Below are 22,665 nucleotides of genomic sequence, written 5' to 3'. Positions count from 1 at the left end.
TGGGGAATCGAGGCTCGGTCGAAAGCTCTTACGCTCGCTGGGTTCGGGATGCTGGCGCGCGCCGCAGCGATGGCAGCGGCAGTGCGCCGCGAGTGGCCCAGAGTGCCGTGGCGATGTAGAAGACCTGTTCGGGGATGCGCTGCCACAGCGGCGACGCGGGCTCGCCAGCGAGCGGGACGTCGGCGGTGGCAGCGTAGATGTTCGCCGGGAGCAGGCTGACGAACAACAGCGTGAGGCAGTATCCGGCAGCGCGGCGGGTGCCGGCGACGATGAGGCCGAGCGCGCCGAGGAACTCCAGGACGCCGGTGAGGTACACCATGGCGGACGGGAACGGCACGGCGGGCGGCACCATCGCGACCAGGTCGTCGTGAGTCGGCATGACGGTGACGCCGCCCGGGACGAAGTGGGCGCTGGCGGTCATGAACAGCATGATCGCCAGCGCGTGGGCCGCGGCGGAAGGCCAGGTGGCGAACCGCCGCACGCCGAGCGCGCCGAGGCCGCGCAGGACAGCGAGCGCGATGAGCAGGACGAGGAGTGTCATGGTGAGGTCCATATCTAGCCACTGTCAAGTTCTCGTCGAACCTAGCCCTGCCCGAGCATCTTGTCAATGACTAGTTTCGTTGCGGTGCACGCCACGCAGGACGAAAGGAATCTTGTGCAGGCCTCGTTCGCCCTGACGGAGCTGACCGCCGCCGACGAGGCGAGGTTCGGCGCGCTCGTGAAGCAGGCGGTGAGCTGACGACCGGGCGCTCCACAGTGGCATGTCGGACGTGCGTACCCGGCATGCGGCTGAGGAGCCGCAGACCTCGATCTCCCACCACCGAGGCCGACATCCTGGCCGTCGCCACCGCTCGCCGCTACGTCCGGCCACTCACCCGCTCGTCAGGGCATGACGCCTCCGGGCGCAGCGCCATGCCGGAGCGATCAGAGGAAGCCGCATTCCGGCAGCGCAGGTGAGTGCGGTCTAGATCGTGTCGAGCGCCGGGGCGATGACGGCGAAGGCTTGGTCGGTCAGCTCGGCGGGGTCTTCCTTGCCTTCGCTGTCGCTCCACCTTTGCAGCACGGTGCCGAAGGCGGCCAGCGCCATGCGGGCCGCCATCTGGGGATACACTGCATGGCCGGTGTCGAGCCCCACACGGCTTGCCAGCTCGGTTGCCAGGTCGTCGCGCCACTGTTCCTGTCGCTCGAGGAAGCGGGCGAGCAGGGCGGGCGTGCGCAGGATCAACTGGACGACGCGCAGCGTGCGCTCAGGATGGTCGGCGCAGGCGGCGATGGGCACCCACACGGCGTGGCGCAGCGCCACCGAGGGCGGCTCGGCACTCGGGCGGGCGACCAGGTCGGCGCGGATGTCAGCGCCCATGTCGACCAGGAACTGGACGACCACGTCCTCCTTGGACCGGAAGTACCGGAAGAAGGTCCGCTGGGAGACGCCAGCGGCCGCGACGATCTCATCGACGGTGACCGAGTCGAACCCCTTCAGGGCGAGTAGCTGCAGCGCTGCCTCGGTCAGCTCGGTCGACACGAGCTGCCGCTTGCGCTGGGCCAAGGTCACTTCGGGACGGGACGCCATCGCCCGATGATACCCCCTGCCGTTTATGGCACAGGGCGCACTTGTTGACAGTGACTGCCACGCGTGGCAGCGTTGATCACATGAAGCAGCAATCCTGGACCGCCGAGCAGATCCCGGACCAGACCGGCCGGGTGTTCGTCGTCACCGGGGCCACCAGTGGCCTCGGCCTGGCCGCCACCCGCGCGCTCGCCCGTCGTAACGGCCAGGTCATCCTCGCCGTCCGCGACGAGGAGAAGGGCCGGCGCGCCGTCGCCGACCTCACCGCCCAACACCCCGGGGCCCGCCTCGAGGTACGCCACCTCGATCTGGCCGACCTCGACTCGGTCCGCGCCTTCGCCGCCCGGCTGCACGGCGACCTTCCCCGGCTGGACGTGCTCGTCAACAACGCCGGCGTGATGGCCCCACCCCGGACCCTGACCGCACAGGGCCACGAACTGCAGTTCGCCGCGAACCACCTCGGCCACTTCGCCCTCACCGGACTACTGCTCGAATTGCTGGCCGCGGGGCAGGACCCCCGCGTGGTCACCGTCAGCTCGCTCAACCACCGCCAGGGGCGCATCTTCTTCGACGACCTGACCGGCGCCCATGGCTACCGGCCGATGGCCTACTACAACCAGTCCAAGCTGGCCAACGCCATCTTCGGCTGGGAACTGCACCGGCGTCTGACCACGGCGGACAGCCCGCTGCGTAGCGTGCTGTCCCACCCCGGGTACACCGCCACCAACCTGCAGATGCGGGCGACCGGCCTGCCACGGCTGCTGTTCGGCATCATCGCCAAGCCGCTCGCGCAGGCGCCGGACCAGGGCGCGTTGCCCTTGCTGTACGCCGCGACCACGCCTGGGATCGAAGGCGGCGCGTTCATCGGCCCGGACGGTCAGGGCGAACTGCGCGGTTCCCCGACCCGGGTATCCCTGTCGGCTGGGGCGACCGACATCGAGACCGGCCGCCGGCTGTGGGAGCTGTCGGAGCAGCTCACCGACGTACGGTACGCGCTGCCCGCGACCGCCTAGACGTTGTCGTTGCCCAGGACGGGAGCCAGACCGTCTCGGGGAGCGGTGGCAGGCTTGCGAAGTAGTTGATGATCGCCCGAAGTCCCGGGTGCGGATTCGTCCTGGGGAACATGAGGGAGAGCGGGTAGGCGAGCGTCGGGTTCACGATCGGGATACGGCGTAGGTCGTGGTTCGTCGGCCAGATGTAGCGGTCGCGCGCGCCGACGAGGGTGGCCACGTCGGCGGATTCCGCGAGGGTGTCGAGGAGCACCTCGTCACCGAAGTTCGGGCCTGCCGCGTCGATGCGGAGGTCGAAGGCGGTGGCCAGCTGATCGTAGAACTCTGCCCATTCGCTTCGGGGCACGATGCCCGGCACCCAGATCCGAAGCTTGCGCAGCTGGGGTGGTGTCAGTGTTCGTGCGGCGGCAAGCGGATGCCTGGGGCCGACGAGGAGTTCCAGCGGGGAGTCGAAGGCGTGGATCATCCGCACGTCGCGCGGCAGCGTGGCCGGATCGGTGACGGTGCGGAACGAGGCGTCGAGATCGCCTGCCTGGACGGCGGCGGCCGCCACGTGAGGGTCGTTGACCCTGAGGGTCACCACGTCGAGGTCAGTTTCGGGATGCGACCGCCAATAGTCGTGCAGAACGACGGCCTGCGCGCTTCGCAGGCCCAGAACGTCGATCCGAAGGGCCCGCGAGCCCGGCCTGACCGCCGTGACGGCGCGATCAACACCCGCGACGATGCTCCGTGCATGTGGGAGGAATGCCTGGCCGTCGAGCGTCAGTTCGACCCCTCGGGCGGTACGGGTGAACAGGCGGACCTCCAGCTCACGCTCCAGAGCGGCAACCCGCTTCGAGACCGCCTGCTGCGTCACGCCCAACTCGTCGGCCGCGTGTTGCAACTGCCCGAGCTCGGCCGCCCGGACGAACGATCGCACTGCCTCGGTATCCATCGGTCCAGCCTATGCCCGCCCAACTGATCGTTGTGGCTCGCCGAAAGGCGGTTGTTTGATCCCGCGCCCGCGCAGCCGGTGTGATTCCGGGACCCAAACATCGGTTGTTGCGGAGGAGTCATGTGCGCGTGAAATTGGGGTCCAGTTTCGGCTGGCTGTGGTCGGCCTACGCCGTCAGCACGTACGGCACGTGGATCGCCTTCGGAGCGTTCCCGCTCATCGCGGTTCGAGTGCTGCACTCGTCGGCATTCGCGGTTTCGCTGCTGGAGGCAGCCGGGCTCGCCGTCGCGGCGATCATTGCGATCCCGCTCGGGCCGTGGGTCGAGCACCGGTCCAAGCGTCCGGTGATGATCGCGATGGACCTGGCGCGGTTCCTCGCGATGGCGAGTGTTCCGGCCGCGTACCTCCTCGGCCTGCTGTCCTACGGCCAGCTGCTGGTCGTCTCGGTCATCTCCGGAACCGCAAGCATCGCCTTCACCGCCGCATCCGGCGCGTACCTGAAATACCTCGTCCGCGGCGCTCACCTCCTTACCGCGAACGGGCGATTCGAGGGCACGAGCTGGGTGGCGACCGCAGCCGGACCGCCCCTCGGCGGCGCGCTGATCGGGCTGCTCGGCCCGGTCGTCACCATCATGGCCGACGCCCTCAGCTATCTGCTGTCCGCGCTCGCGGTCCTCCGCATCCGCGGAGGCGACGTCGCGGCCCCCCGCGACCCGGCCACCACGTTGCGCGGAGCCGACCTACTTCGTGGCTGGCGGTTCATCCTCCACGACCGCGCACTACGGTGCCTGTTCCTCAACTCGATCCTGGTCGCCGGCCTGATCACGGCCACCGTCCCGCTCCTGGCCGTCCTCCTGCTGGGCGAATACCACCTCCCGGCCTGGCAATACGGTCTTGCCTTCGGCATCCCGGCACTCGGCGGCTTCGTGGGCGCCCGCGTCTCCGCCCGCCTCGTGAGGCGTTACGGCCGGCACCGGGTCATGACCGTCTCCGGCTGGCTGCGATCACTCTTCCCGCTCGGTCTCGCGTTCATCCATCCCGGCATCACCGGACTCCTCACCGTGATCGTCGTCGAGGGCCTGCTGATCACCTGCATGGGCATCTTCAACCCGATCTACGCCACCGAACGCCTGCAACGGACTCCCGCGGATCATGCCGCCCAAGTCCTCAGCGCATGGGGTGTCAGCAGCAAACTCATGCAGGCCACCCTCACGGTGGTCTGGGGCATCCTCGCCACACTCACCAGCCCCCGCGCCGCGATCACCATCTCCGGCGTTCTCCTGCTCGCCACCCCACTCCTGCTGCCCAACCGGACACACTTCTTCCACCCTGAACCCGCCCGGTCGGCCGAAGACGTCCCGGCCGCATGACTCACCGCAACGCCCGTTCAGTCCAGAAGAGCGCGCCAGCTCATCACAGTCAGTGCAGCCGCGTCTTCCAGTCCTCTGGCACCCGGCCCCGCGGACCGGGGGCGGGCTGGTCGAGAGGGTGCGAGTGCGGCTCGGCCAGCTCCGGCCCGTCGGCGTAGAGCTGGTCGGTGGAGTAGTCCCAGAACCACGCCTCGCCGGGCTCGAAGCTCTGGATGATCGGGTGACCCGTCGCAGCTGAGTGAGCGGTCGCGTGCTGGCTCGGCGAGGAGTCGCAGCAGCCGACGTGGCCGCAGGCCGCGCAGCGGCGCAGGTGGAACCACCACCCGCCGGAGGATTCACACTCCACGCAGCCCGGGCCGCTCGGTGGGACGGCAGGGTCGATCGCCGCAGTCACGGCCTGCGGCTCCGGCTTGGGCTCGGTCTGGTCACCCATGTTTCCTTCCCTCCCGGCTCACGGTCTCCGACGGTCGAGGCCGGTCTGCAGCTGTCCTGCCAGACCGCCCCGACGTCGCAGTCTGGCACCCGACAGCGTCGGCCCGCACCCCGCCCTCGATCCACCCCTGCACGGGGCTGCGGTAGCCGGTGACCTGGAGCTTCGTCCGAGCACCCGGGATGGCGAGCCGCAGGCCCCAGTCCGATGGCCGGGTCCGGCATGACGAGTCGCCGGGATCAGCTGCTGCGTGGGGCGTACATGATGACGGCGACGCCGATGAGGCAGATGGCTGCGCCGATGAGGTCGTAGCGATCGGGGCGGAACTTGTCCACGGCCATGCCCCAGGCGAGGGATCCGGCGACGAAGACGCCGCCGTAGGCGGCGAGGATGCGGCCGAAGTGCGGGTCGGGTTGGAAGGTGGCGACGAAGCCGTAGCACCCGAGGGCAATGACTCCCGCCGCGATCCACAGCAGCCCCCGATTTTCCCGCCAGCCCTGCCACACCAGCCAGGCGCCACCGATCTCGGCGAGCGCGGCGAGCAGGAACAGCAGGATCGAGCGGGCAACCGTCATGCCCTGGAACGTAGCGGCAGCTCCACGCGGCCCTGTTCCTCGGGGTTTCCGCAGGAGTAGTTACCGCCGGAACAGCCGGCGGCGTGCCAGGCCGTACCGGAAGGGCCCCTTGTTGCCAAGGGGCCCTTCCGCGCACCTCAGTCGAGCAGTTCGGTGACCGTGCCGGCGGCCACCGTACGGCCACCCTCCCGGACCGCGAAGCCGAGCCCCACATCCATCGCGATCGGCTTGCCGAGCTCCACCGACAGGTCAACGGTGTCGCCCGGCAGGACCATTGTCACGTCACCGAGGTCCACCGACCCGACCACATCGGTGGTGCGGAAGTAGAACTGCGGCCGATAGTTGGCGAGGAACGGCGTGTGACGTCCGCCTTCGGCGGTGGTCAGGGCGTAGAGCCTGGCCCGGAACCGCTGGTGCGGCGTGACGCTGCCCGGCAGCGCCACCACCTGACCCCGCTGCACCTGGTCGCGCTTGACCCCGCGCAGCAGTACGGCGGCGTTGTCCCCGGCCTCGGCGGTCGCCAGCGACTTGCCGAAGGTTTCCAGCCCCGTCGCCACGGTCGACAGCGTCGGGCCGAGGCCGACCACCTCCACCGGGTCGCCGACCCGCAGGGTGCCCCGCTCGACCGCGCCGGTCACCACCGTTCCCCGTCCGGAGATCGTCATCACGTTCTCGATCGGCATGAGGAACGGCTCGCCGAGCTCGCGGGGCGGCACCGGGACGTACCGGTCGACGGCGTCGAGCAGTTCCACGACGGACGACACCCAGCGCGGGTCGCCCTCGAGGGCCCGCAGCGCCGACACCCGTACGACGGGCACCTCGTCGCCGGGGAACCCGTACTCGGAGACAAGCTCCCGGACCTCGAGCTCGACCAGGTCGAGCAGCTCCGGGTCCTCGACCGCGTCGGCCTTGTTCATCGCCACCACCAGGTAGGGCACGCCGACCCGCCGAGCGAGCAGCACGTGCTCGCGGGTTTGCGGCATCGCCCCGTCCAGCGCGGAGACGACCAGGATCGCACCGTCGACCTGCGCCGCCCCCGTGATCATGTTCTTCACGAAGTCGGCGTGGCCGGGCATGTCCACGTGGGCGTAGTGCCGGGTCGCGGTCTCGTACTCGACGTGCGCGATGTTGATGGTGATGCCGCGCGCCACCTCCTCCGGCGCCCGGTCGATGCCGTCGAAGGACACGAACCGGTTGACGGCCGGGTCGTGGTCGGCGAGGACCTTGGTGATGGCGGCCGTCAGGGTCGTCTTGCCGTGGTCGACGTGACCCATCGTGCCGATGTTGAGGTGCGGCTTCGTGCGCACGAACTGGCTCTTGGCCATGATGGAACTCCACACTGGAGATGAGCTGGCGGACGACGAACGCGGGCGGGTGCCACTCCGCGGGAAACCGCGCCAGAACCGCACGTCACGGCGCGCCTGAATGGGCAGCGCCGGAGCACCGGGCCACCCTCCTCCGTGGTTCTGCCCGAGCGGGAGGAGGGTCAGCTTCGGGTATCAGCCAGCCACGCGCACACGTCGACGGCACCCGGCAGGTGGAAACCTGCGGGCCGCACAGAGCCGACGGTGCCGAACATGGCGATCACGCTAGCCCCGAACGTCGGGTGGGGCTACCGATATTCCCAGGGCCTCAGCGGGCGGGGGAGTGGCGCCGCCGGCTGCGGGCGGCGGCGACCAGGGCCAACCCGCCCGCGATGAGGATGGGCAGACCGATCGACAGGATGGCGAGCAGACCCAGCGCCGCCAGCAGCACTCCCGACGCCGCCAGCGCCCAGCTGCGCCGAGGCGCGGTGCGGACCACACCGTAGCCCGCGAGGATCGCGGCCGCCGCCAGCGCGGCGACGACCCAGGCGAGGGGCTGCTCGCCCTGCTGCCGCATGAGTCCGACGTAGAGGCCGAGAACGAGCACCGCGATCAGGGCCGGGGCGGCGGCCAGCAGATCCGCCCCGCTGCGCCATCGGGAGGCCATGGTTCATGGTGGCAGACTCGGTGGCGGCAGCCAACGGCGCGGCGAACCTCAGGCAGCGACCGCCGGAACCTGGGGGACCCGGCCGGTGTCCTCGAAGTGGATCCAGAGATCAGGTCATCGGCAAGCAGGATCGTCCGGGGGTGTGCGATGGGCTCGTGGTGCAGGGTGTTGCTGGGGTCGGTGCTGTTGCTGGCGGGGTGCACCACCGCCGACCGGCCAGGCGCGCGGGCCGCTGCTCCGGCCCGTACGGCCTTCCCGGGCGCGGCCACCGGCTGCACCTCCCCGGTGGAGATGGGATCCCTGCCCGACTGGGCGGACGAGGGATTCCACGGGAGCAGCGCGGGGCCGCACGTCTTCGGCGCGAAGGGTGAGATCGTCGCGGTGCTGTTCGGTCACCCGCTCTCGCAGCCGACCGAAGGCGGGCGCAACAACAAGATCCTCTGGGTCTCCCGGCCCGCCCCGACGCCGTCCGACCCGGGATCGCCGACGACGCTGGTGATCACGGCGACGCTGGACGGCACCGACACCCGGGTGACCCACGAGGTCGCCGGCGGTCCCGGCCCGTCGATCATCGACATGCCGCGCGCCGGCTGCTGGCATCTCGAACTCCGCTGGTCCGGGCGTACCGACACGATGGATCTCGTCTACGTCGGAAGTTAGGCCGCGGGTCGTCATCCGGGCGGGTTCGCGCGCCGGACCGGGCGGATCCCGGTACGGTGCCGAGGTGGAGATTGGATTCGCCGTGCCCGTCTCCGGCTCGTGGGCCACGCCGGAACACATGATCCACGTGGCCCGCCGGGCCGAACAGCTCGGCTACCACTCGCTCTGGACGTTCCAACGCCTGCTGGTGCCCGCCGATCTGGGTTGGAGCGAGACCTACCACAGCGTCCAGGACCCGCTGACCACGCTGGCCTTCCTCGCCGCCCACACCGGGCGGATCCGGCTCGGCGTGGCCGTGCTCAACATGCCGTTCGTGTCGCCGGTGGTGCTGGCCAAGCAGGCCGCGACCCTCGACATCCTCGCCGCCGGGCGGCTCGACCTCGGGCTCGGTCTCGGCTGGGCGGAGGAGGAGTACCAGGCCACCGGCGCGAGCAGGCAGCAGCGAGGCCGGCGGGCGGAGGAGTTCCTCACCGTGCTCCGTAGCCTCTGGCAGGAGGAGGTCACGGCGTATCGCGGCGAGTTCTATCAGGTCCCGCCGACGCGGATGCAGCCGAAGCCGGTGCAGCGCCCGCATCCGCCGATCCTGCTCGGCGGGCACGCGCCGGCCGCGCTGCACCGGGCGGGCCGGCTCGCCGACGGCTGGGTCAGCGGCAGCCAGGCCGACCTGACGGGCATCGGCGAGGCGGTTGCGACGGTCAAGGCCGCCGCGGCGGGCGCGGGCCGGGACCCGGAGGCGCTGCGGTTCGTCTGCCGGGGCGCGGTGCGGGTACGCGCGGCGGGCCTGCCTGACCGCGAGCCCCTCACCGGCACGCTCGACCAGATCCGCTCGGATGTCGGCGTACTCGCCGCGGCCGGCATCACCGAGCTGTTCCTCGACCTCAACTTCGACCCGGAGATCGGCTCACCCCGGGCCGACCCGTACGTGTCGTTGCGCCGGGCCGACGAGGTGCTCGACGCCCTCGCCCCCGGCCGGTGACCCGTCGACGGCGCGGCGGAGGGTCACGCAGCCGGGTCCGCCGTCCCGTCGGCGGCCGACCACGCCGACCACCGGGTCACCGTGACCGCGACGACCGGCCCGTCCGGCGGCCGATCCACGTACTGCGGATACTTGTCGCGCAACGCCGCCTGGGCGGTGGCCTCCTCCGTCGGGGCCGCCACCACCCGGCCGTGGCCGTCCAGGCGCACCCACCACAGCCTCGACCAGTCCTCGGCGTATTCGTCGATGAGCAGGCAGGCCCTCCCCGTCGCCTCGATGTTGTCCAGGCGCCGTAGCCGGCGGTGGCGCTTGGGCTTGCGGTCCACCGCGTGATAGACCACGTCGTCGAGCAGGACGAAGCACACCGGCACCAGGTGGGGGCGGCCGTCGGCCCCGACGGTGGCCAGCCGGGCGACCCGGGCCGACGCGACCCGGTGCCGCAGGTCGTCAGCGGGCACAAGCCCGACCCTAGCCGAGCCCGGCCGGGGGAGGGCCTTATCGGCTCAGCTGCTGGTCACGGCGGCGGTCACCTCGACCTCCAGCACCGCACCGGCCAGGAACAGCCGGCTCACCTCCACCGTGGTGCTGGCCGGCTTGGCGCCGGGGAAGTAGCGGTTGCGTACCGCGCCGTAGCCGGCCAGGTCGTCGAGGTCGGTCAGGAATGTGCGGACGTGCAGGACGTCGGCGAACGTGGCGCCGTGCGCGGCCAGCAGGGCGCCGATCAGCTCGAAGATCTGTTCGGTCTGCGCCCGGACGTCGCTGGGCGCCACCACGGCGCCGGCGTCGTCCACAGCGACCTGGCCGGAGAGCATCAGCAGCGCCCCGCCCGGCAGGTCGAGGCGGGCGACGTGGGCGAACCGGTCGCCGTACGGCGCGGGCACGGTCGCGGGGTTGTCCAGGATCACGGTCACGATTGCTCCTTGTCTCCGGTGGCGACGCCCACGGTGCGGGCGTCGGCGAGGGTGGCGATGTCGGCGTCCGGCCGGGGCGCGGCCGCCAACACCGATGCGGCGGCCCGCAGGACGGGGGCCGGCACGTGGCCCAGCGCGTCGAGGGCGAGCCGGGTGTCCTTGGCGGCCAGCGCGACGGCGAACGCGGCCTCCGTGGTGGTCGCCCGGGTGACCGCGCCGCCGAGCGGTCCGCTGGCGAGCGCCTCGCCCGCCGTACGGCGGTCCACGCCGACCGCGTCGGCGACGGCGAGGGCGTCGGCGACCGCCGTGACCGCGGTGACCAGAGCGGTGTTGAGCACCAGCTTCATGGCCGCGCCGCGGCCGGAACCGCCGCACCGGCGGATCGTGCCGAGGGTCGCCAGCACCGGGGCGACCCGGTCGACGGCCTCCTCAGCGCCGCCGGCCAGCACCACGAGCCGGCCCGCCTCCGCCGCGCCGGCGCTGCCGGCGACCGGTGCGTCCACGAGAGGTACGTCGGGTGGCAACCGTGCGGTCAGGGCGCCGACGGCGTGCGGGCCGATCGTGGACATCTCCACGAGGTGGGTCCCGGGCCGCAGGGCGCACGCGGCCGCGTCGGCACCGAACAGCGTCTCCCATACGGCGGTGGCGTCGGTGAGCATGGTGATCACCACGTCGGCGTCCCGGACGGCCTCGGCCGGGGTGGCGGCGGCCCGCGCGCCGGCCTCGACCAGCGGCCGGGTCCGGCCGGAGGTCCGGTTCCAGACGGTGAGCCGGTGCCCGGTGGCGAGCAGGCGGCGGCCGAGCGCCGTGCCCATGGTGCCCGTTCCCAGCAGTGCGATGGCGTTCATGCCCTGGAACGTTATGGGGCCGCCAGGCATGCCACCATCGAATGTTGAACATGCCAGCCATGCTGCGAGAGCATGGCGGGATGCAGCCGCACGCCCTCCAGGTCTTCCGCGCCGTGGCCGAGCACGGGTCCATCACGGCCGCCGCCCGGACCCTGCGCTACACCCAGTCGGCGGTGTCCCGGCAGATCGCCGCTCTGGAAGCCGAGACCGCGGCCATCCTGTTCGACCGGTTGCCGCGCGGCGTCGCCCTGACCGAGCAGGGCCGCTGCCTGCTCGGCCACGCCGAAGCGGTGCTCGACCGGCTCGACGCCGCCCGCCGCGACCTCGCCGCACTGCGCGACCTGACCGCCGGCCGGCTGCGGGTCGGCGCGTTTCCCACGGCGGTCGCCGCGCTCGTGCCGCGCGCCCTGGCCACGTTCCGGTCCGCCCATCCCGGCGTCGCCCTCTCCCTGGTCGAGGGGCTGACGCCCGGCCTGTTGGAACGCCTGCTCGCCGGGGACGCCGACGTCGCGGTGCTGAGCGCCGCATCCGATCAGCCCCTCGACGACGAGCGCTTCGACCTGCACCACCTGGTCGACGAGGTGCTGCTGGTGGCGGTGCCCCGCACGCACCGGCTCGCCCACCGGCGTACCGTCCGGCTGCGCGAGCTGGCCGACGACGCCTTCATCGCCGGTTCGGCGGACGCCGAGAAGACGCTGCTGCGCGCCACCCTGCCGGCCGACTTCCGACCGCGGATCGACATCGTGGCCGCCGAGTGGACCGGCAAACTGGGCTGCGTCGCGGCCGGACTGGGCGTCGCGCTGATCCCTGCGCTGGCCGTCCGCGCCGCTCCGCCCGACCTCGCCCTGCTCCGGCTGCACCCCGACGACGCCTCCGTCCGGCGGGTGTTCGCCGCCACCGTCGCGGGACGCAGTCGTCCCCCCGCCGTGCACCGGTTCCTCGACCATCTCGACACGGCGGCGGCCGGGCTGGGGCTGCCCGATCACCCTCCGGCAGCGGTGTGACACCGGGGGAATACCAACTAGTCTTCGGGCTATATTCACGAAACGGACGTAATCCGTTTCAAGTGTCATATACTCGACCAAACGACACCTGCTCCGGAGGCCCCGGTGCGGGCGTCGGGACAGAGTTGACCGGCGGCGCCGACCCGGACTCCGCCAAGCCGGGCAGCCCCGCGCGGCGGCGGCGATCCGGCGGTACGACCGCCACGCGGCCGGAACCCGTCCGGCCCACCGGCGGCCACAGACGGTGATTTTGGGTGATCACCGCGGCCGGCACGGGTCTCGCCCTCCTACGGGCCCGTGCCGGCCACTCCGGCAAGCGACCCGGCGGCGACATCGTCGCGCAGCGCCGAGAAGCTCGATCGGTTGCCCGGCCGGGCCGGCACGGGAGAGGAGAGGGTGATGTGGAAGCCGCCAACCCCGGCGGAGCAGGAGCTGTGGAACGCCGTCGTGGCCGGCGTCCACGCGGCCAACCGGATGGATCGCGCGGGCTTCGACGCGGCGGTCGACCGGCTGACCCGGCTGCCCGGCGCCTGGGTGCGCCGGACCCTCACGGGCACCACCCGGCTGCTCGCCGAGGAGTTCGCCCCGGCTCCCCGTGACCCGTGGCCGCTCGTGGCGGTGCAGATCGACCGCGTCGGCGCCTGGCTGCCCGAGCTGGACCCGCAACTGCTGGCCGCACTCCTTCCTGGTCGCCATCGACCGTTGGATCCCGACGTGCCGGATGAGCCGCGGCACCTCATGCACCGGCTGCTGCTGATCGCCTGTCTGTCGAACGTCGCGCAGAGCGGCGTGGGCGCGTTCGTCGACGTGGCGTTGGCCCGAGACGGCGGCCGGGCCGGCCGGCGCCTCTCCGGGCTGGTGCCGCAGCATCGCACCGGACGGTGAGACGCCCGATGGCCGGCTCGGGCGGTTGTCCGTCCGGCACCGGCCGTCAGCCGCACCGTCTCCATCACGCGAGCCAGCATATCGGACAAAGCGGGCGCAAGCGGCTGTAAACGGGACGAACATCGCCGAGTGTCGGAAATGTCCGTCACCCTGGAATGGACTCCGGCGGTGGGGCGGGCGGCCTGCCCATCGCCGCGCCCAGCTCCGCGCGGCTGGAGATGCAGAGCTTCCGGTACACCCGGGCGAGGTTGGCCTCGACCGTCTTCGGGCTGATGAACAGCGAGTCGGCGATGGCCCGGTTGGTGCGGCCCTGGGCGGCGAGGCGGGCCACCCGCTCCTCCGTGGCGGTCAGCGCGGTCGGCGCGGGCGTACGCCGCCCGATCCGGGCCAGCTCCGCGTGGGCCCGCTCGGCGAAGGCGACGGCGCCGAGGGCGGTGAACTCGGCGGCCGCCGCGTCGAGGGCGTCGCGGGCCTCCCGCCGGCGGCGAGCCCGGCGATGCGCCCGGCCGGCCACCAGCAGGCAGCGGGCCCGGTCCAGCGGCAGCACATCCACCGGCACGCTCGCCCGCGCGGCGGCCAGCGCCGCCAGCGCCGCGGACGGATCGGCTCCGGTGGCGCTGTCCACCAGCACCCGGCTACGGGCCAGACCGAGCGTGGTCCACGGGCGGGCCAGCCGGGCGTGCCGCTCGGTGAGCCGGGCGAGCGCGGCGCGGGCGCTGTCCAGGTCACCGGCTCCGACGCACGCCTCGATCCAGTCCGGCTCGAAGCGCTGCGCCAGCGGCTCGGCGATCCCCGAGGTGTCCAACGCGGCGACCAGTCCGCCGTACGCGCCGGCTGCCTCGGTCATCCTGCCGGCGGAGAGTGCCACGAACCCGGCGAGCTGCAGGTGGATCCGCCGGCACCAGGCGTCGTCGAACTCGTCGGCGCGGCGTAGCCCGGCCTCGGCCACCGCGCCCGCCTCGGCGAGCCGGCCCCGGTAGGCGTCCAGCAGGCCAGCCAGCCAGGTCTCGCCGACCAGGCCGGTGCCGAGTTGCTCACCCAGCTCCCGCGCCGCCGCGATGTGCTCCCCGGCGGCGTCGAACCGGCCGGCCAGCAGCTCGGCCTCGCCCAGGTGGGTGAGCATCTCGTGCTGCCACGGTTCGTCGCCGCGCGCCACGGCCCGGCCCAACATGTGATGCAGCCGCGCCCGGGCCCGCGCGTGGTCGTCCGTGGCCTTCCACCAGATCGCCGGGATCGACCCGGCCAACCAGGAGGGCTCACCGGCCTCCAGGACCAGCGCCCGGTCGAGCAACTCGGTCCGGGCCGGCCGCCCAGCGCGTACCTCGTGGAAGAACAGCAGCAACAGCGCGGCGGTGAGCAGCGGACGGTGCTCGTCGCTGCCGGACAGTTGCGCGATGGCGGCCTCGGCATGCCGGCGGGCGGGCTCCGGCGCGTCCTGGAACAGGGTCAGGTGCGCATGGATGCGCCCGGCCAGGTCGCGGTGCCCCTCGGCCGCGGCCAGAGCGCGCTGGGCGAGCGAGACCGCGCCGGTGAGGTCGTCGACGCACCACGCCACCATGGCGCGGAGCAGCAGCGCCTCCGCGTGCGCCGCGCCGGCCAGCTGGCCGGCGGCGGCATCCGCCGCCGCACCGGCCGCAGCGTAGTCGCCGCTGTCGATCCGGCACTGCACCGCGTCGAGACGGCGCCGGTCCCGCTCCGCGGTGGCCGTCGGGGGCGTGAGGTCGGCCGCGCGGTCGTACCACTCGGCGGCGGTCGCGGGCGCACCCCGGGAGCGTTGGCGCGCGGCTGCGGCGGCCAGTTCGGCGGCGACCGCGGCGTCCGGCGCCACCGTGCACCGGGCGAGCTGCCGGGCCCGCTCGTCGGGGTCGGACACCGCGTCGGCCAGCACCGCGTGGAGCCGGCGCCGGACGCCGGGCGGGACGCCCTCGCGCACGGCGGCGGCGTACCGGGGGTGGGCGAAACTGATCCGCCTCGGCGTCACGCTCAGCAGACCGGCCTCCTCCGCCGCGTCGAACGCGTCCGCCGGCACGCCGGCCGCGTGCAGGTCCCGCAGCGTGGGCACGGTCAGCAGCGCCGCCAGGCGCACCGCGTCCCGACTGGAGGGGGGCAGGGTCCGCAGGGCGTCCGCGAGCAGTTGACGCATCGACGACGGCACCGGCAGGTCCTCGCCCGGCCACGGCGGCCGGGGCAACCGCAGCACCGCCCGGGCCAGTTCGATGGCCAGCAGCGGGTTGCCCCCGGCGTCCCGGGCGATCCGGGCGAGCAGCGGGCGGCTGAGCGTACCCCCGAGCCGCGCCTGCACGATGCGGTGCAGCGCGGCCGGGCCGAGTGGCGGCACGTCGATCCGGGTGAGCCGGCGGTCGCCGGCCCGGTCGTCGTCGAGACCGAGCGGGAGGGCCGGCGCCCCGGCCTCGTCGGTACGGCGGGTGAGCAGGGTGGCGGGCCAGCGGGCGAGGCGGCGCAGCGCGAACCGCAGGGCCCGCTCGCTCGGCGGGTCGAGCCAGGCCGCGTCGTCGACGGCGAGCAGCACCGGCACCTCGCCGCCCGTCGCGGCCTCGAGCAACGAGCGGGTGGCCGCACCCACCGCCCGCTCGTCGATCGGCTCGTCGTGCTCAGCGGCCAGCAGCACCACCTCGGCGGCGAGCCGCTGTGGCGGTGGCAGGGCCGCCACCCGGTCGGCCAGCGGCCGCAGCACGTCGGCCAGTGCCGCGTACGGCAACACGGCCTCCGCCTCGGTCGGCGCGCTGGCCAGCAGGACCCAGCCGGACCGCTCGGCCCGGGCGACGGCGGCCCGCCACAGCACGGTCTTGCCGATGCCACTGGGTCCTTCCAGGAGAACCGGGGCGCCGCCCACCAGCGCGCGCCAGGTCTGCTCGAGGGTCGCGTCACGGCCGACGAGGGCGGCGTCCATGGCGGGATGATGGCACAGCCGTGCCACCTACCGAGGTCGTCGTTCACCTCCGGGCGTGTCCACGCACCGCCACGGGTGGACCCGCGGTCGCGACCAGCACCTCCGTTCCTCGAGCGGACCGCGACGGCCGCCTCACAGCCGCCCGGCGACGACGCGGGCGAGGGCCTCCAGCGGCTTGCGGTTCGCCGCCGGGTCGTTGAGTCGCATCAGCCGGACCGCCACCCACACGTCGCCCTTCCTGATGAAGAACGCCTCCATCGTGACGTGGGCCTCGTCCCCCACCCCGGACAGGGCCCGCACCTCGTGCCCGAGGTCGCGCTCGATGTCGAGGTACTTCTTCGCGCCGTCGCCGACGTACACCTCGACCTGCGCGGTCGGGCCGGTGACCGGGGCGGTGTAGGTGCAGCTCTCCCGGACCGCCACGGCGTCGTCCAGCCGCGTGCCGGCCAGCTTCTCCGCGTCCGCCTTGGACACCAAGGTGCAGGCGTCGGGCCGCGCGGCGGAGGTGGCCTGGCTGGCGTCGTCGGCGGCCGCGCTGGTCTCCTCGGCCGCCGGCTCCGCCGTGGCCGCCGGGACCGGCTGCCCGCCCGCGGCGGGCTTGTCGGCGCCGCCGCATCCGGCGGGCAGCACGAGGGCGACCACGGCCGCCCCGAGCACCGCGAGGTGCCCGTTACGCATCTGGGTCCCCCTCACGCCGGAAGCGCGTCGAGCAGGCGACGCAGCTTCTGCTCGTAGCCCGCGACGTCCATGCTGAAGCTGCTCATGATCAGGGTGTAGCTGCCCTTGGGGCTGACCACGACGGCCTCGGCCGCGATGTCCTTGGCGGCGAGATACGACCGCTCGCCGAGGTCCACCACCTTCTCGTACTGCTGGCCGGCCTGCTCGTGCTGGTAGTCATAGGTCGTCGCCCCGGCGAACTCGGAGGCCATGGTGATGGTGAGGCTGGCGACCCCCTTGCCGTCGCCGAACACGCAGTTGCCCTCGTCCTTCAGGGACTGTCCGAGCAGTTCGGACACCCGGTCGGCCGTGAAGGGGCAGCCCGGCACCGAGCCACCGAGCTTGCCGAGGTCGTCCGAACCCGCGTCGACTCCCGACCCGGCGTCGGCGCCCTCGGACGTGGGGGAGCCGGTCGAGCTGTCGCAGGCGGCGGGCACGAGCAGGGCGAGCAGGAGCAGCGGCAGCAGCCGCCGCCCTCGTGCGGCACGGGCTCGGGAACGTGGTGCGCCGGGGCGGTCCGGCGCGAACAGGTGACGGGCCATGCGGTCGACGCTATGGCTCCCGGCACGCCGGGTAATCGGGTGATTCCCTACGCCGTCACGAGTTGGCGCTGCACCCCGGCTGCCCGCGCCGGCGCCCCGGGCCGGCGCTGGAACCAGAGGTGGCCGGCGGCCACCGCCGTCGCCCAGGAGACTGGCGGCGCCATCGGACGACGAGGATCAGGCCAGCAATTCCTTCATCGACACGGCGTGCAGACCCCGTTGGCGCAGCCCGTCGAGGATCGGCCCGATGGCGGCCAGCGTGTCCCGATGGCCGAAGTGCAGGCTGACGATCGAACCCGGCCGGACCTGGCTCATCGTCGTCCGTACCACCAGCGGTGGGCCGGGGTCGGTGGAGTCGAGCGAGTCCACGTCGTACGACACGCACGTCGGATAGCCCACCCGGCTGGCCTGGGCGCGGATCATGGCGTTGGCGTGCTGGGTCTGCGACGGGCGGAACCAGACGCCGATCGAGCCGGTGAGCTGCTTGATCCGCTGAGCGCACCGGTTGATCTCACCGAACGCCTCGGCCGGGGTCAGCCGGCTGATGTCGGCATGGTTCTCGGTGTGGTTGCCCAACTCATGACCGCCGTCGAGGACTTGCCGCGCCATCGCGGGCTGGTCGGCCAACCACGTACCGACCGCGAAGACGGTGACCCGCGCGTTGGCCCGCTCCAGCTCGGCCAGCAACTGGCGGGCGAGGGCGGGCTCCCCCTGGCCATGAAAGGTCAGCGCCACTTTGGGCCGTTCCCGTGGTCCGTTGCTGATCTCCCCTGGTAAGGCCGGAGGACCGGAGGCACCTGCGATCGACGGGGGCGGGAAGGCGGGCGGCGACGTGGTGCCGGTCCCCGACGGGGCCGACCGGGCGACCGACGGTCGGCGTGCCGGGTCACAGCCGGCCAGTCCGACAATCCCGGCGGCCGCAGCGACGGCGGCACGCAGCGCACCGCGACGGTCCGGTGACACTCTGCGATGCTAAGCCGCCGCGGGACTGGCGGAGAGGAAATCGAGGAGGCGGCATGCCGTCTCCTCCGGCGCCTCCTCGGCGAGGAAGTGCCCCGCCGACATCGGGCCGCCGTGCACGTCGTCCGCCCATCGCCGCCAGACCTCCAGCGGTTCGTAGCGGCCGGCGAGGAACCCGGTGCCGCTCCACAGCGCGAGGACCGGGCAGGTGATCCGTCGCCTGCCCCGATCGGCCTCGTCGTGCGCGTAGTCGAGGGTGATCGACGCCCGGTACTCCTCGCAGACGGCGTGGACCGTGTCGGGATGCCGGAACGCCTCGACGTAGGCGGCGCGGACCTCGGGCGGGAAGACCTCCGGCCGCTCGGACCACGCGTCGAGCATGTGGTTGACGATGACGTCGGGAGCCTGGGCGATGAGCCGTTCGGGGACCGGTTCCGGGGCGGACAGGAAGGACCATACCCAGAAGCCGCGGGTGAACTCCCGGTCGACGTTCCGGTAGGTGTCCGCGGTGGGGATGATGTCGAGCACCGCGAGCCGGGTGACGGTGCGCGGATGGTCCAACGCCATCCGGTACGCGCACCGCGCGCCCCGGTCATGGCCGACCACGCTGAACCGGTCGTACCCCAGCTTCGCCATGACCTCGACCTGGTCGCGGGCGATCTCCCGCATGCTGTACGGCGCGTGGTCCGGACCGGTCGGCGGCTTGCCGCTGGCGCCGTATCCCCGCAGGTCGGTGGCGACCACCGTGAACCGCTCGGCGAGCGCCGGGGCCACGTGCCGCCACATGAGGTGGGTCTCGGGGATGCCGTGCAGGAGGAGGACCGGTTCCCCCGCGCCGCCGCGACGCCCGTGGATCGTCGTGCCGGTCGTGGTGATGTCGAATCCCTCGAAACCAGCGAACATCGGGACCTCCGCGCCTGGCGCGAGACGGCACGGCGGTGCCGGGCAGCGTTGCCCGGCACCGCCGCGAACGAGCTGATGTCAGCTCTTGGCCTGCCGCTTGGCCTCCTGCGGATTGGCGCCCTTGCCGACCTTGTTGAGCGCCTGCCGCAGCTGGCCCTCGGTCATCTTGGAGTTGCCTTCGATGCCAGCGTTGTGGGCCTGCTGGCGCAGGTCGTGAAGCTTCTCGCGATCGGCCATGTCAGCCTCCCGTGTGCTCAAGAGCCTGAAGCGACTCCGGTTGGAGACATCTGCGTTCCCACCGCCCCCGGGCCCAAACGGTCGGCCCGTCCCGGGATCAGACGCCCGAGGGGTACGTCTCGGGCTCGGCGAGGGTGGTGGGCCGCACCCGCAGCGGCCGGACCGCCTGCGATTCGTCGATCCAGCAGAAGGCGTCGTACCGGTCGCCGAGCACGGTGGGGACGTAGTTGCCCAAGCTCTCCCGTTCCGGGTGGTAGACGACGCCGATCGCCCGGTGGTCGAGTTCGTCGGTGAGCAGGTCCAGTGGCTCGTCGCCGGGGAACACGAACAGGGCCTGCGCCGGCGCGGCGCCGTGCAGGACCTCCTCCAGCGAGTGCCGGCGGCCGGGCGGCACCGGCATCACCTCCATCGGCGCGCCCCAGGCGTCGCCCGCGACCACGGTGCCGTGGTGGGTGCCGAAACCGACCAGCACGACCTGGTCGGTGCCGTACCGCTCCCGGGCGAGTTGGCCGATGTTGACCTCGCCGGCGTCGGTCATGTCGGTCGCGCGGGCGTCCCCGACGTGGGTGTTGTGTGCCCAGACGACCCCCTTGGCCGTCGGCCCGTAGTGCCGCAGGAGCCGGTCGAGGGTGTCGTCCATGTGCCGGTCGCGGACGTTCCACGACTCCCGGCCGCCGCGTGCCATGGTCCGGTAGTAGCGCTCGGCCCCGGCCACGATCTCGGCGTTCTGCCAGGCCCCGAAGCGGCCCGCGCCGTCGGTGGCGGCCCGCTCGCGCAGCCCGACGAGCAGGTCGACGACCTCGTTCTCGCAGTTGGTCGGCACCAGCCGGGTGGCCAGCGCGTACTGCTGCGCGTCCTCCTCGTACGGCTGGAAGCAGCGGTAGGCGGCCAGCGCCGCCGGCACCTGCTCCGGGTCGTGCTCGCGCAGGTAGACGAGGATCTCGCGCAGCGACTCCCACAACGAGTAGACGTCCAGGCCGTGGAAGCCCGCGCGGGCGGGCTCGTCCACCCGGCTGTTGTGCACCCGCAGCCACCGGGTGAGGTCGACGATCTCCTCGTTGGCCCACATCCACGTCGGCCAGCGCTCGAAGGTGGCCAACGCGTCCCGGGGATCCGCGGGCGCGTCGGGCAGGCAGCGTACGCTGCGGTCCACCCGGTCACAGTCGGGCCAGTCGCCCTCGACGGCCACGAACGAGAAGCCCTTCTCCTCGATCAGCCGCCGGGTGATCCACCCCCGCCAGGTGTAGAAGTCGTGCGTGCCGTGACTCGCCTCGCCCAGCATCACCACGCGGGCGTCGCCCACCCGGTCCAGCAGCGCGTCCAGGTCTCCCGGGTCGGCCAGCGGCGCCGCCAGGCCGACGATCTCGTCGTCGTAGCGTCCCATGGGCGGGCGGTACCCGTTGCGGTAGCAGCCATGCGAGGCGGCCATCGCGAATCACTGGGCGGCGACCGGTGGCTGCGGGCGGACGAACGGGACGGAACAGTCTGTTGCCGCCGGAACACCCGGGGGCGTTCCTGGTTGAGATTGCCGCGGTGCGGTGCCCACAATCTCCTGACTGCCGTCAAGGGGCTTCCTGCCGGGCGAGGACGGGCCGGAGCCGCCGGGCACGCTGAAGACCGAGACCGTTCCGGCGGAGGCGGAGTGCGGCCGCGTCCGACCACCGCCGGCACGCGCAACCACCGCGGCGACCATGACAAGGAGACACCGGATGCCTGACTTCGTCGGTGCGGTAGACCAGGGCACCACCAGCACCCGCTTCATGATCTTCGACCACGGCGGCAATGAGGTCGGCCGCCACCAGCTCGAACACCAGCAGATCCTGCCCCGGGCCGGCTGGGTCGAGCACAACCCGCTGGAGATCTGGGAGCGGACCCAGACGGTCGTCCAGACCGCGATGAACGCCCGCGGCCTGACCGCCGCCGACCTGGCCGCGCTCGGCATCACCAACCAGCGCGAGACCACCGTGGTGTGGAACCGCCGCACCGGCCGGCCCTACTACAACGCCATCGTCTGGCAGGACACCCGGACCGACCGCATCGCCGCGGCGCTGGAACGCGAGGGCAAGGGCGACGTCATTCGGCGTAAGGCCGGCCTGCCGCCGGCGACGTACTTTTCGGCCGGAAAGATCCAGTGGATCCTCGAGAACGTGGACGGGGTCCGCGAGGCCGCCGAGCGGGGCGAGGCCGTCTTCGGCAACACCGACACCTGGCTGCTGTGGAACCTCACCGGCGGCGTCGAGGGCGGGGTGCACGTCACCGATCCCACCAACGCCAGCCGCACCATGCTGATGAACCTGGAGACGCTGGACTGGGACGACGAGCTGCTGTCCTTCTTCGACATCCCGCGCGCCATGCTGCCGCAGATCCGGCCCTCGTCGGACCCGCGCTCGTACGGCAGCACGGGGCGGCGCGGTCCGTTCACCGGCCCGGTCCCGCTCACCGGCGACCTCGGCGACCAGCAGGCGGCCACGGTCGGGCAGGTCTGCTTCGCCCCGGGCGAGGCGAAGAACACCTACGGCACCGGCAACTTCATGCTGCTCAACACCGGCCGGGAGATCGTCCGGTCGAACGCCGGGCTGCTCACCACCGTGTGCTACCAGTTCGGCGACGAGGCGCCGGTGTATGCGCTCGAAGGGTCCATCGCGGTCACCGGCTCGGCGGTGCAGTGGCTCCGCGACCAACTCAAGATCATCAGCAGTGCGGCGCAGAGCGAGCTCCTGGCCGGCCAGGTCGCGGACAACGGCGGCGTCTACTTCGTGCCCGCCTTCTCCGGCCTGTTCGCCCCGTACTGGCGCTCCGACGCCCGCGGCGCCATCGTCGGCCTCTCCCGCTACAACACCGACGCCCACATCGCCCGCGCCACCCTCGAGTCCATCTGCTACCAGAGCCGGGACGTGGCGGAGGCCATGGCGCAGGACTCCGGGGTGCACCTGGAGTGCCTCAAGGTCGACGGCGGGGTCACCGTCAACGACCTGTGCATGCAGCTGCAGGCCGACATCCTCGGCGTGCCGGTCAGCCGCCCGGTGGTCGCCGAGACCACCGCGCTCGGCGCCGCGTACGCCGCCGGCCTCGCCGTCGGGTTCTGGAAGAACATCGACGAACTGCGGGAGAACTGGAACGAGAGCAGGCGCTGGCAGCCGACCTGGTCGCCGGAGCAGCGCGAGGACGGCTACGCCCGGTGGAAGAAGGCGGTCCAGCGCACCCTCGACTGGGTCGAGGTCGACTGAGCCCACCAGCGCCGGCGGCCGGCACCG

At 72.5% G+C, this 22,665-nt stretch carries 25 protein-coding genes; 8 read left to right on the top strand and 17 right to left on the bottom strand.

What is annotated here, in order from left to right:
* Positions 1 to 28 precede the first annotated feature (28 nt).
* The gene (locus ACY34I_RS22450) at positions 29 to 541 is read right to left on the bottom strand and encodes a DoxX family protein (RefSeq protein ID WP_462757043.1); all 513 of its coding nucleotides are present in this window, start codon (positions 539 to 541) and stop codon (positions 29 to 31) included.
* A 66-nt stretch (positions 542 to 607) separates the two neighbouring features.
* On the opposite strand from ACY34I_RS22450, the gene ACY34I_RS22445 reads away from it, so the two are divergent.
* Positions 608 to 739 (top strand): hypothetical protein, encoded by a 132-nt coding sequence (locus ACY34I_RS22445; protein ID WP_462757042.1) that lies wholly within the window; start codon positions 608 to 610, stop codon positions 737 to 739.
* A gap of 225 nt (positions 740 to 964) precedes the next feature.
* On the opposite strand, the gene ACY34I_RS22440 is transcribed toward ACY34I_RS22445, so the two are convergent.
* Positions 965 to 1,570 (bottom strand): TetR family transcriptional regulator, encoded by a 606-nt coding sequence (locus ACY34I_RS22440; protein WP_462757041.1) that lies wholly within the window; start codon positions 1,568 to 1,570, stop codon positions 965 to 967.
* An 80-nt stretch (positions 1,571 to 1,650) separates the two neighbouring features.
* On the opposite strand from ACY34I_RS22440, the gene ACY34I_RS22435 reads away from it, so the two are divergent.
* Positions 1,651 to 2,580, top strand: a complete 930-nt coding sequence (locus ACY34I_RS22435; RefSeq protein ID WP_462757040.1) for an oxidoreductase — start codon at positions 1,651 to 1,653, stop codon at positions 2,578 to 2,580.
* Here the strand turns inward: ACY34I_RS22435 and ACY34I_RS22430 are convergent.
* Positions 2,543 to 3,511 (bottom strand): LysR family transcriptional regulator, encoded by a 969-nt coding sequence (locus ACY34I_RS22430; RefSeq protein WP_462757039.1) that lies wholly within the window; start codon positions 3,509 to 3,511, stop codon positions 2,543 to 2,545. The two genes, ACY34I_RS22435 and ACY34I_RS22430, sit on opposite strands and share 38 nt — an antisense overlap.
* A gap of 122 nt (positions 3,512 to 3,633) precedes the next feature.
* Here ACY34I_RS22430 and ACY34I_RS22425 point away from each other — a divergent pair, with 122 nt between their 5' ends.
* Entirely contained in the window at positions 3,634 to 4,881 is a 1,248-nt protein-coding gene (locus ACY34I_RS22425) for an MFS transporter (protein WP_462757038.1), read from the top strand.
* A gap of 49 nt (positions 4,882 to 4,930) precedes the next feature.
* Here ACY34I_RS22425 and ACY34I_RS22420 read toward each other — a convergent pair whose 3' ends face one another.
* The 4 genes from ACY34I_RS22420 to ACY34I_RS22405 form a co-directional block, all read right to left on the bottom strand.
* A complete protein-coding gene (locus ACY34I_RS22420) occupies positions 4,931 to 5,314 on the bottom strand; it encodes a UBP-type zinc finger domain-containing protein (RefSeq protein WP_462757037.1) in 384 nt (127 codons plus the stop codon).
* A 236-nt stretch (positions 5,315 to 5,550) separates the two neighbouring features.
* Positions 5,551 to 5,886, bottom strand: coding sequence for a YnfA family protein (locus tag ACY34I_RS22415; RefSeq protein ID WP_462757036.1), 336 nt, complete (start codon positions 5,884 to 5,886; stop codon positions 5,551 to 5,553).
* 137 nt (positions 5,887 to 6,023) lie between these two features.
* Positions 6,024 to 7,211, bottom strand: a complete 1,188-nt coding sequence (tuf, locus tag ACY34I_RS22410; protein ID WP_462757035.1) for an elongation factor Tu — start codon at positions 7,209 to 7,211, stop codon at positions 6,024 to 6,026.
* A gap of 307 nt (positions 7,212 to 7,518) precedes the next feature.
* Positions 7,519 to 7,857 (bottom strand): hypothetical protein, encoded by a 339-nt coding sequence (locus ACY34I_RS22405; protein ID WP_462757034.1) that lies wholly within the window; start codon positions 7,855 to 7,857, stop codon positions 7,519 to 7,521.
* A 180-nt stretch (positions 7,858 to 8,037) separates the two neighbouring features.
* Here ACY34I_RS22405 and ACY34I_RS22400 point away from each other — a divergent pair, with 180 nt between their 5' ends.
* Both ACY34I_RS22400 and ACY34I_RS22395 read left to right on the top strand, forming a co-directional pair.
* The gene (locus ACY34I_RS22400) at positions 8,038 to 8,517 is read left to right on the top strand and encodes a hypothetical protein (protein WP_462757033.1); all 480 of its coding nucleotides are present in this window, start codon (positions 8,038 to 8,040) and stop codon (positions 8,515 to 8,517) included.
* A 64-nt stretch (positions 8,518 to 8,581) separates the two neighbouring features.
* Positions 8,582 to 9,493 (top strand): TIGR03619 family F420-dependent LLM class oxidoreductase, encoded by a 912-nt coding sequence (locus tag ACY34I_RS22395; RefSeq protein WP_462757032.1) that lies wholly within the window; start codon positions 8,582 to 8,584, stop codon positions 9,491 to 9,493.
* A 23-nt stretch (positions 9,494 to 9,516) separates the two neighbouring features.
* Here the strand turns inward: ACY34I_RS22395 and ACY34I_RS22390 are convergent, their stop codons facing one another.
* Genes ACY34I_RS22390 through ACY34I_RS22380 form a run of 3 tightly spaced genes read right to left on the bottom strand, consistent with a single transcriptional unit; the run spans position 9,517 to position 11,252 of the window.
* Positions 9,517 to 9,951, bottom strand: coding sequence for a TIGR03668 family PPOX class F420-dependent oxidoreductase (locus ACY34I_RS22390; RefSeq protein WP_462757031.1), 435 nt, complete (start codon positions 9,949 to 9,951; stop codon positions 9,517 to 9,519).
* A gap of 45 nt (positions 9,952 to 9,996) precedes the next feature.
* Complete coding sequence (locus ACY34I_RS22385) at positions 9,997 to 10,404, bottom strand: RidA family protein (RefSeq protein WP_462757030.1); 408 nt, start codon at positions 10,402 to 10,404, stop codon at positions 9,997 to 9,999.
* Positions 10,401 to 11,252: an NAD(P)-dependent oxidoreductase gene (locus ACY34I_RS22380; protein WP_462757029.1), complete on the bottom strand. Its 852-nt coding sequence runs from the start codon at positions 11,250 to 11,252 to the stop codon at positions 10,401 to 10,403. The genes ACY34I_RS22385 and ACY34I_RS22380 overlap by 4 nt, the downstream gene beginning before the upstream one ends.
* 59 nt (positions 11,253 to 11,311) lie before the next feature.
* Here ACY34I_RS22380 and ACY34I_RS22375 point away from each other — a divergent pair, with 59 nt between their 5' ends.
* Both ACY34I_RS22375 and ACY34I_RS22370 read left to right on the top strand, forming a co-directional pair.
* A complete protein-coding gene (locus tag ACY34I_RS22375) occupies positions 11,312 to 12,256 on the top strand; it encodes a LysR family transcriptional regulator (RefSeq protein WP_462757028.1) in 945 nt (314 codons plus the stop codon).
* Between the two features lie 399 nt (positions 12,257 to 12,655).
* The gene (locus ACY34I_RS22370; protein WP_462757027.1) at positions 12,656 to 13,141 is read left to right on the top strand and encodes a hypothetical protein; all 486 of its coding nucleotides are present in this window, start codon (positions 12,656 to 12,658) and stop codon (positions 13,139 to 13,141) included.
* A 145-nt stretch (positions 13,142 to 13,286) separates the two neighbouring features.
* Here ACY34I_RS22370 and ACY34I_RS22365 read toward each other — a convergent pair whose 3' ends face one another.
* The 7 genes from ACY34I_RS22365 to ACY34I_RS22335 form a co-directional block, all read right to left on the bottom strand.
* Complete coding sequence (locus tag ACY34I_RS22365) at positions 13,287 to 16,052, bottom strand: helix-turn-helix transcriptional regulator (protein ID WP_462757026.1); 2,766 nt, start codon at positions 16,050 to 16,052, stop codon at positions 13,287 to 13,289.
* A 132-nt stretch (positions 16,053 to 16,184) separates the two neighbouring features.
* Positions 16,185 to 16,730: a hypothetical protein gene (locus tag ACY34I_RS22360; protein WP_462757025.1), complete on the bottom strand. Its 546-nt coding sequence runs from the start codon at positions 16,728 to 16,730 to the stop codon at positions 16,185 to 16,187.
* Positions 16,731 to 16,741: 11 nt separating this feature from the next.
* On the bottom strand, positions 16,742 to 17,311 hold the full coding sequence (locus ACY34I_RS22355; protein ID WP_462757024.1) for a hypothetical protein: 570 nt from the start codon (positions 17,309 to 17,311) through the stop codon (positions 16,742 to 16,744).
* 177 nt (positions 17,312 to 17,488) lie between these two features.
* Positions 17,489 to 18,274 carry a polysaccharide deacetylase family protein gene (locus ACY34I_RS22350; RefSeq protein WP_462757023.1) on the bottom strand — a complete coding sequence of 262 codons (786 nt, stop codon included), beginning with the start codon at positions 18,272 to 18,274 and terminating at the stop codon, positions 17,489 to 17,491.
* Between the two features lie 9 nt (positions 18,275 to 18,283).
* On the bottom strand, positions 18,284 to 19,174 hold the full coding sequence (locus tag ACY34I_RS22345) for an alpha/beta fold hydrolase (RefSeq protein WP_462757022.1): 891 nt from the start codon (positions 19,172 to 19,174) through the stop codon (positions 18,284 to 18,286).
* A 78-nt stretch (positions 19,175 to 19,252) separates the two neighbouring features.
* The gene (locus ACY34I_RS22340; RefSeq protein WP_462757021.1) at positions 19,253 to 19,411 is read right to left on the bottom strand and encodes a hypothetical protein; all 159 of its coding nucleotides are present in this window, start codon (positions 19,409 to 19,411) and stop codon (positions 19,253 to 19,255) included.
* Between the two features lie 97 nt (positions 19,412 to 19,508).
* Entirely contained in the window at positions 19,509 to 20,795 is a 1,287-nt protein-coding gene (locus ACY34I_RS22335) for an erythromycin esterase family protein (RefSeq protein WP_462757020.1), read from the bottom strand.
* Between the two features lie 325 nt (positions 20,796 to 21,120).
* On the opposite strand from ACY34I_RS22335, the gene glpK reads away from it, so the two are divergent.
* Positions 21,121 to 22,638 (top strand): glycerol kinase GlpK, encoded by a 1,518-nt coding sequence (gene glpK, locus ACY34I_RS22330; protein ID WP_462757019.1) that lies wholly within the window; start codon positions 21,121 to 21,123, stop codon positions 22,636 to 22,638.
* Positions 22,639 to 22,665: the final 27 nt, after the last annotated feature.

The sequence above is a fragment of the Micromonospora sp. RTBAU3-60 genome (genome assembly GCF_054963695.1).
The sequence above is the reverse complement of the archived record's forward strand: the minus strand, read 5'-3'. Positions and strand labels throughout refer to the sequence as shown.

Bases quoted from the DNA above. Each gene is read 5' to 3' on its own strand.
- ACY34I_RS22340 (WP_462757021.1), bottom strand. From the start codon at position 19,411: ATGGCCGATCGCGAGAAGCTTCACGACCTGCGCCAGCAGGCCCACAAC.
- ACY34I_RS22355 (WP_462757024.1), bottom strand. From the start codon at position 17,311: ATGGCCCGTCACCTGTTCGCGCCGGACCGCCCCGGCGCACCACGTTCC.
- tuf (WP_462757035.1), bottom strand. From the start codon at position 7,211: ATGGCCAAGAGCCAGTTCGTGCGCACGAAGCCGCACCTCAACATCGGC.
- ACY34I_RS22430 (WP_462757039.1), bottom strand. From the start codon at position 3,511: ATGGATACCGAGGCAGTGCGATCGTTCGTCCGGGCGGCCGAGCTCGGG.
- ACY34I_RS22415 (WP_462757036.1), bottom strand. From the start codon at position 5,886: ATGACGGTTGCCCGCTCGATCCTGCTGTTCCTGCTCGCCGCGCTCGCC.
- ACY34I_RS22360 (WP_462757025.1), bottom strand. From the start codon at position 16,730: ATGCGTAACGGGCACCTCGCGGTGCTCGGGGCGGCCGTGGTCGCCCTC.
- ACY34I_RS22445 (WP_462757042.1), top strand. From the start codon at position 608: ATGACTAGTTTCGTTGCGGTGCACGCCACGCAGGACGAAAGGAATCTT.
- ACY34I_RS22365 (WP_462757026.1), bottom strand. From the start codon at position 16,052: ATGGACGCCGCCCTCGTCGGCCGTGACGCGACCCTCGAGCAGACCTGG.
- ACY34I_RS22370 (WP_462757027.1), top strand. From the start codon at position 12,656: ATGTGGAAGCCGCCAACCCCGGCGGAGCAGGAGCTGTGGAACGCCGTC.
- ACY34I_RS22375 (WP_462757028.1), top strand. From the start codon at position 11,312: ATGCTGCGAGAGCATGGCGGGATGCAGCCGCACGCCCTCCAGGTCTTC.
- ACY34I_RS22440 (WP_462757041.1), bottom strand. From the start codon at position 1,570: ATGGCGTCCCGTCCCGAAGTGACCTTGGCCCAGCGCAAGCGGCAGCTC.
- ACY34I_RS22420 (WP_462757037.1), bottom strand. From the start codon at position 5,314: ATGGGTGACCAGACCGAGCCCAAGCCGGAGCCGCAGGCCGTGACTGCG.
- ACY34I_RS22435 (WP_462757040.1), top strand. From the start codon at position 1,651: ATGAAGCAGCAATCCTGGACCGCCGAGCAGATCCCGGACCAGACCGGC.
- ACY34I_RS22335 (WP_462757020.1), bottom strand. From the start codon at position 20,795: ATGGGACGCTACGACGACGAGATCGTCGGCCTGGCGGCGCCGCTGGCC.
- ACY34I_RS22450 (WP_462757043.1), bottom strand. From the start codon at position 541: ATGACACTCCTCGTCCTGCTCATCGCGCTCGCTGTCCTGCGCGGCCTC.
- ACY34I_RS22405 (WP_462757034.1), bottom strand. From the start codon at position 7,857: ATGGCCTCCCGATGGCGCAGCGGGGCGGATCTGCTGGCCGCCGCCCCG.
- ACY34I_RS22380 (WP_462757029.1), bottom strand. From the start codon at position 11,252: ATGAACGCCATCGCACTGCTGGGAACGGGCACCATGGGCACGGCGCTC.
- glpK (WP_462757019.1), top strand. From the start codon at position 21,121: ATGCCTGACTTCGTCGGTGCGGTAGACCAGGGCACCACCAGCACCCGC.
- ACY34I_RS22345 (WP_462757022.1), bottom strand. From the start codon at position 19,174: ATGTTCGCTGGTTTCGAGGGATTCGACATCACCACGACCGGCACGACG.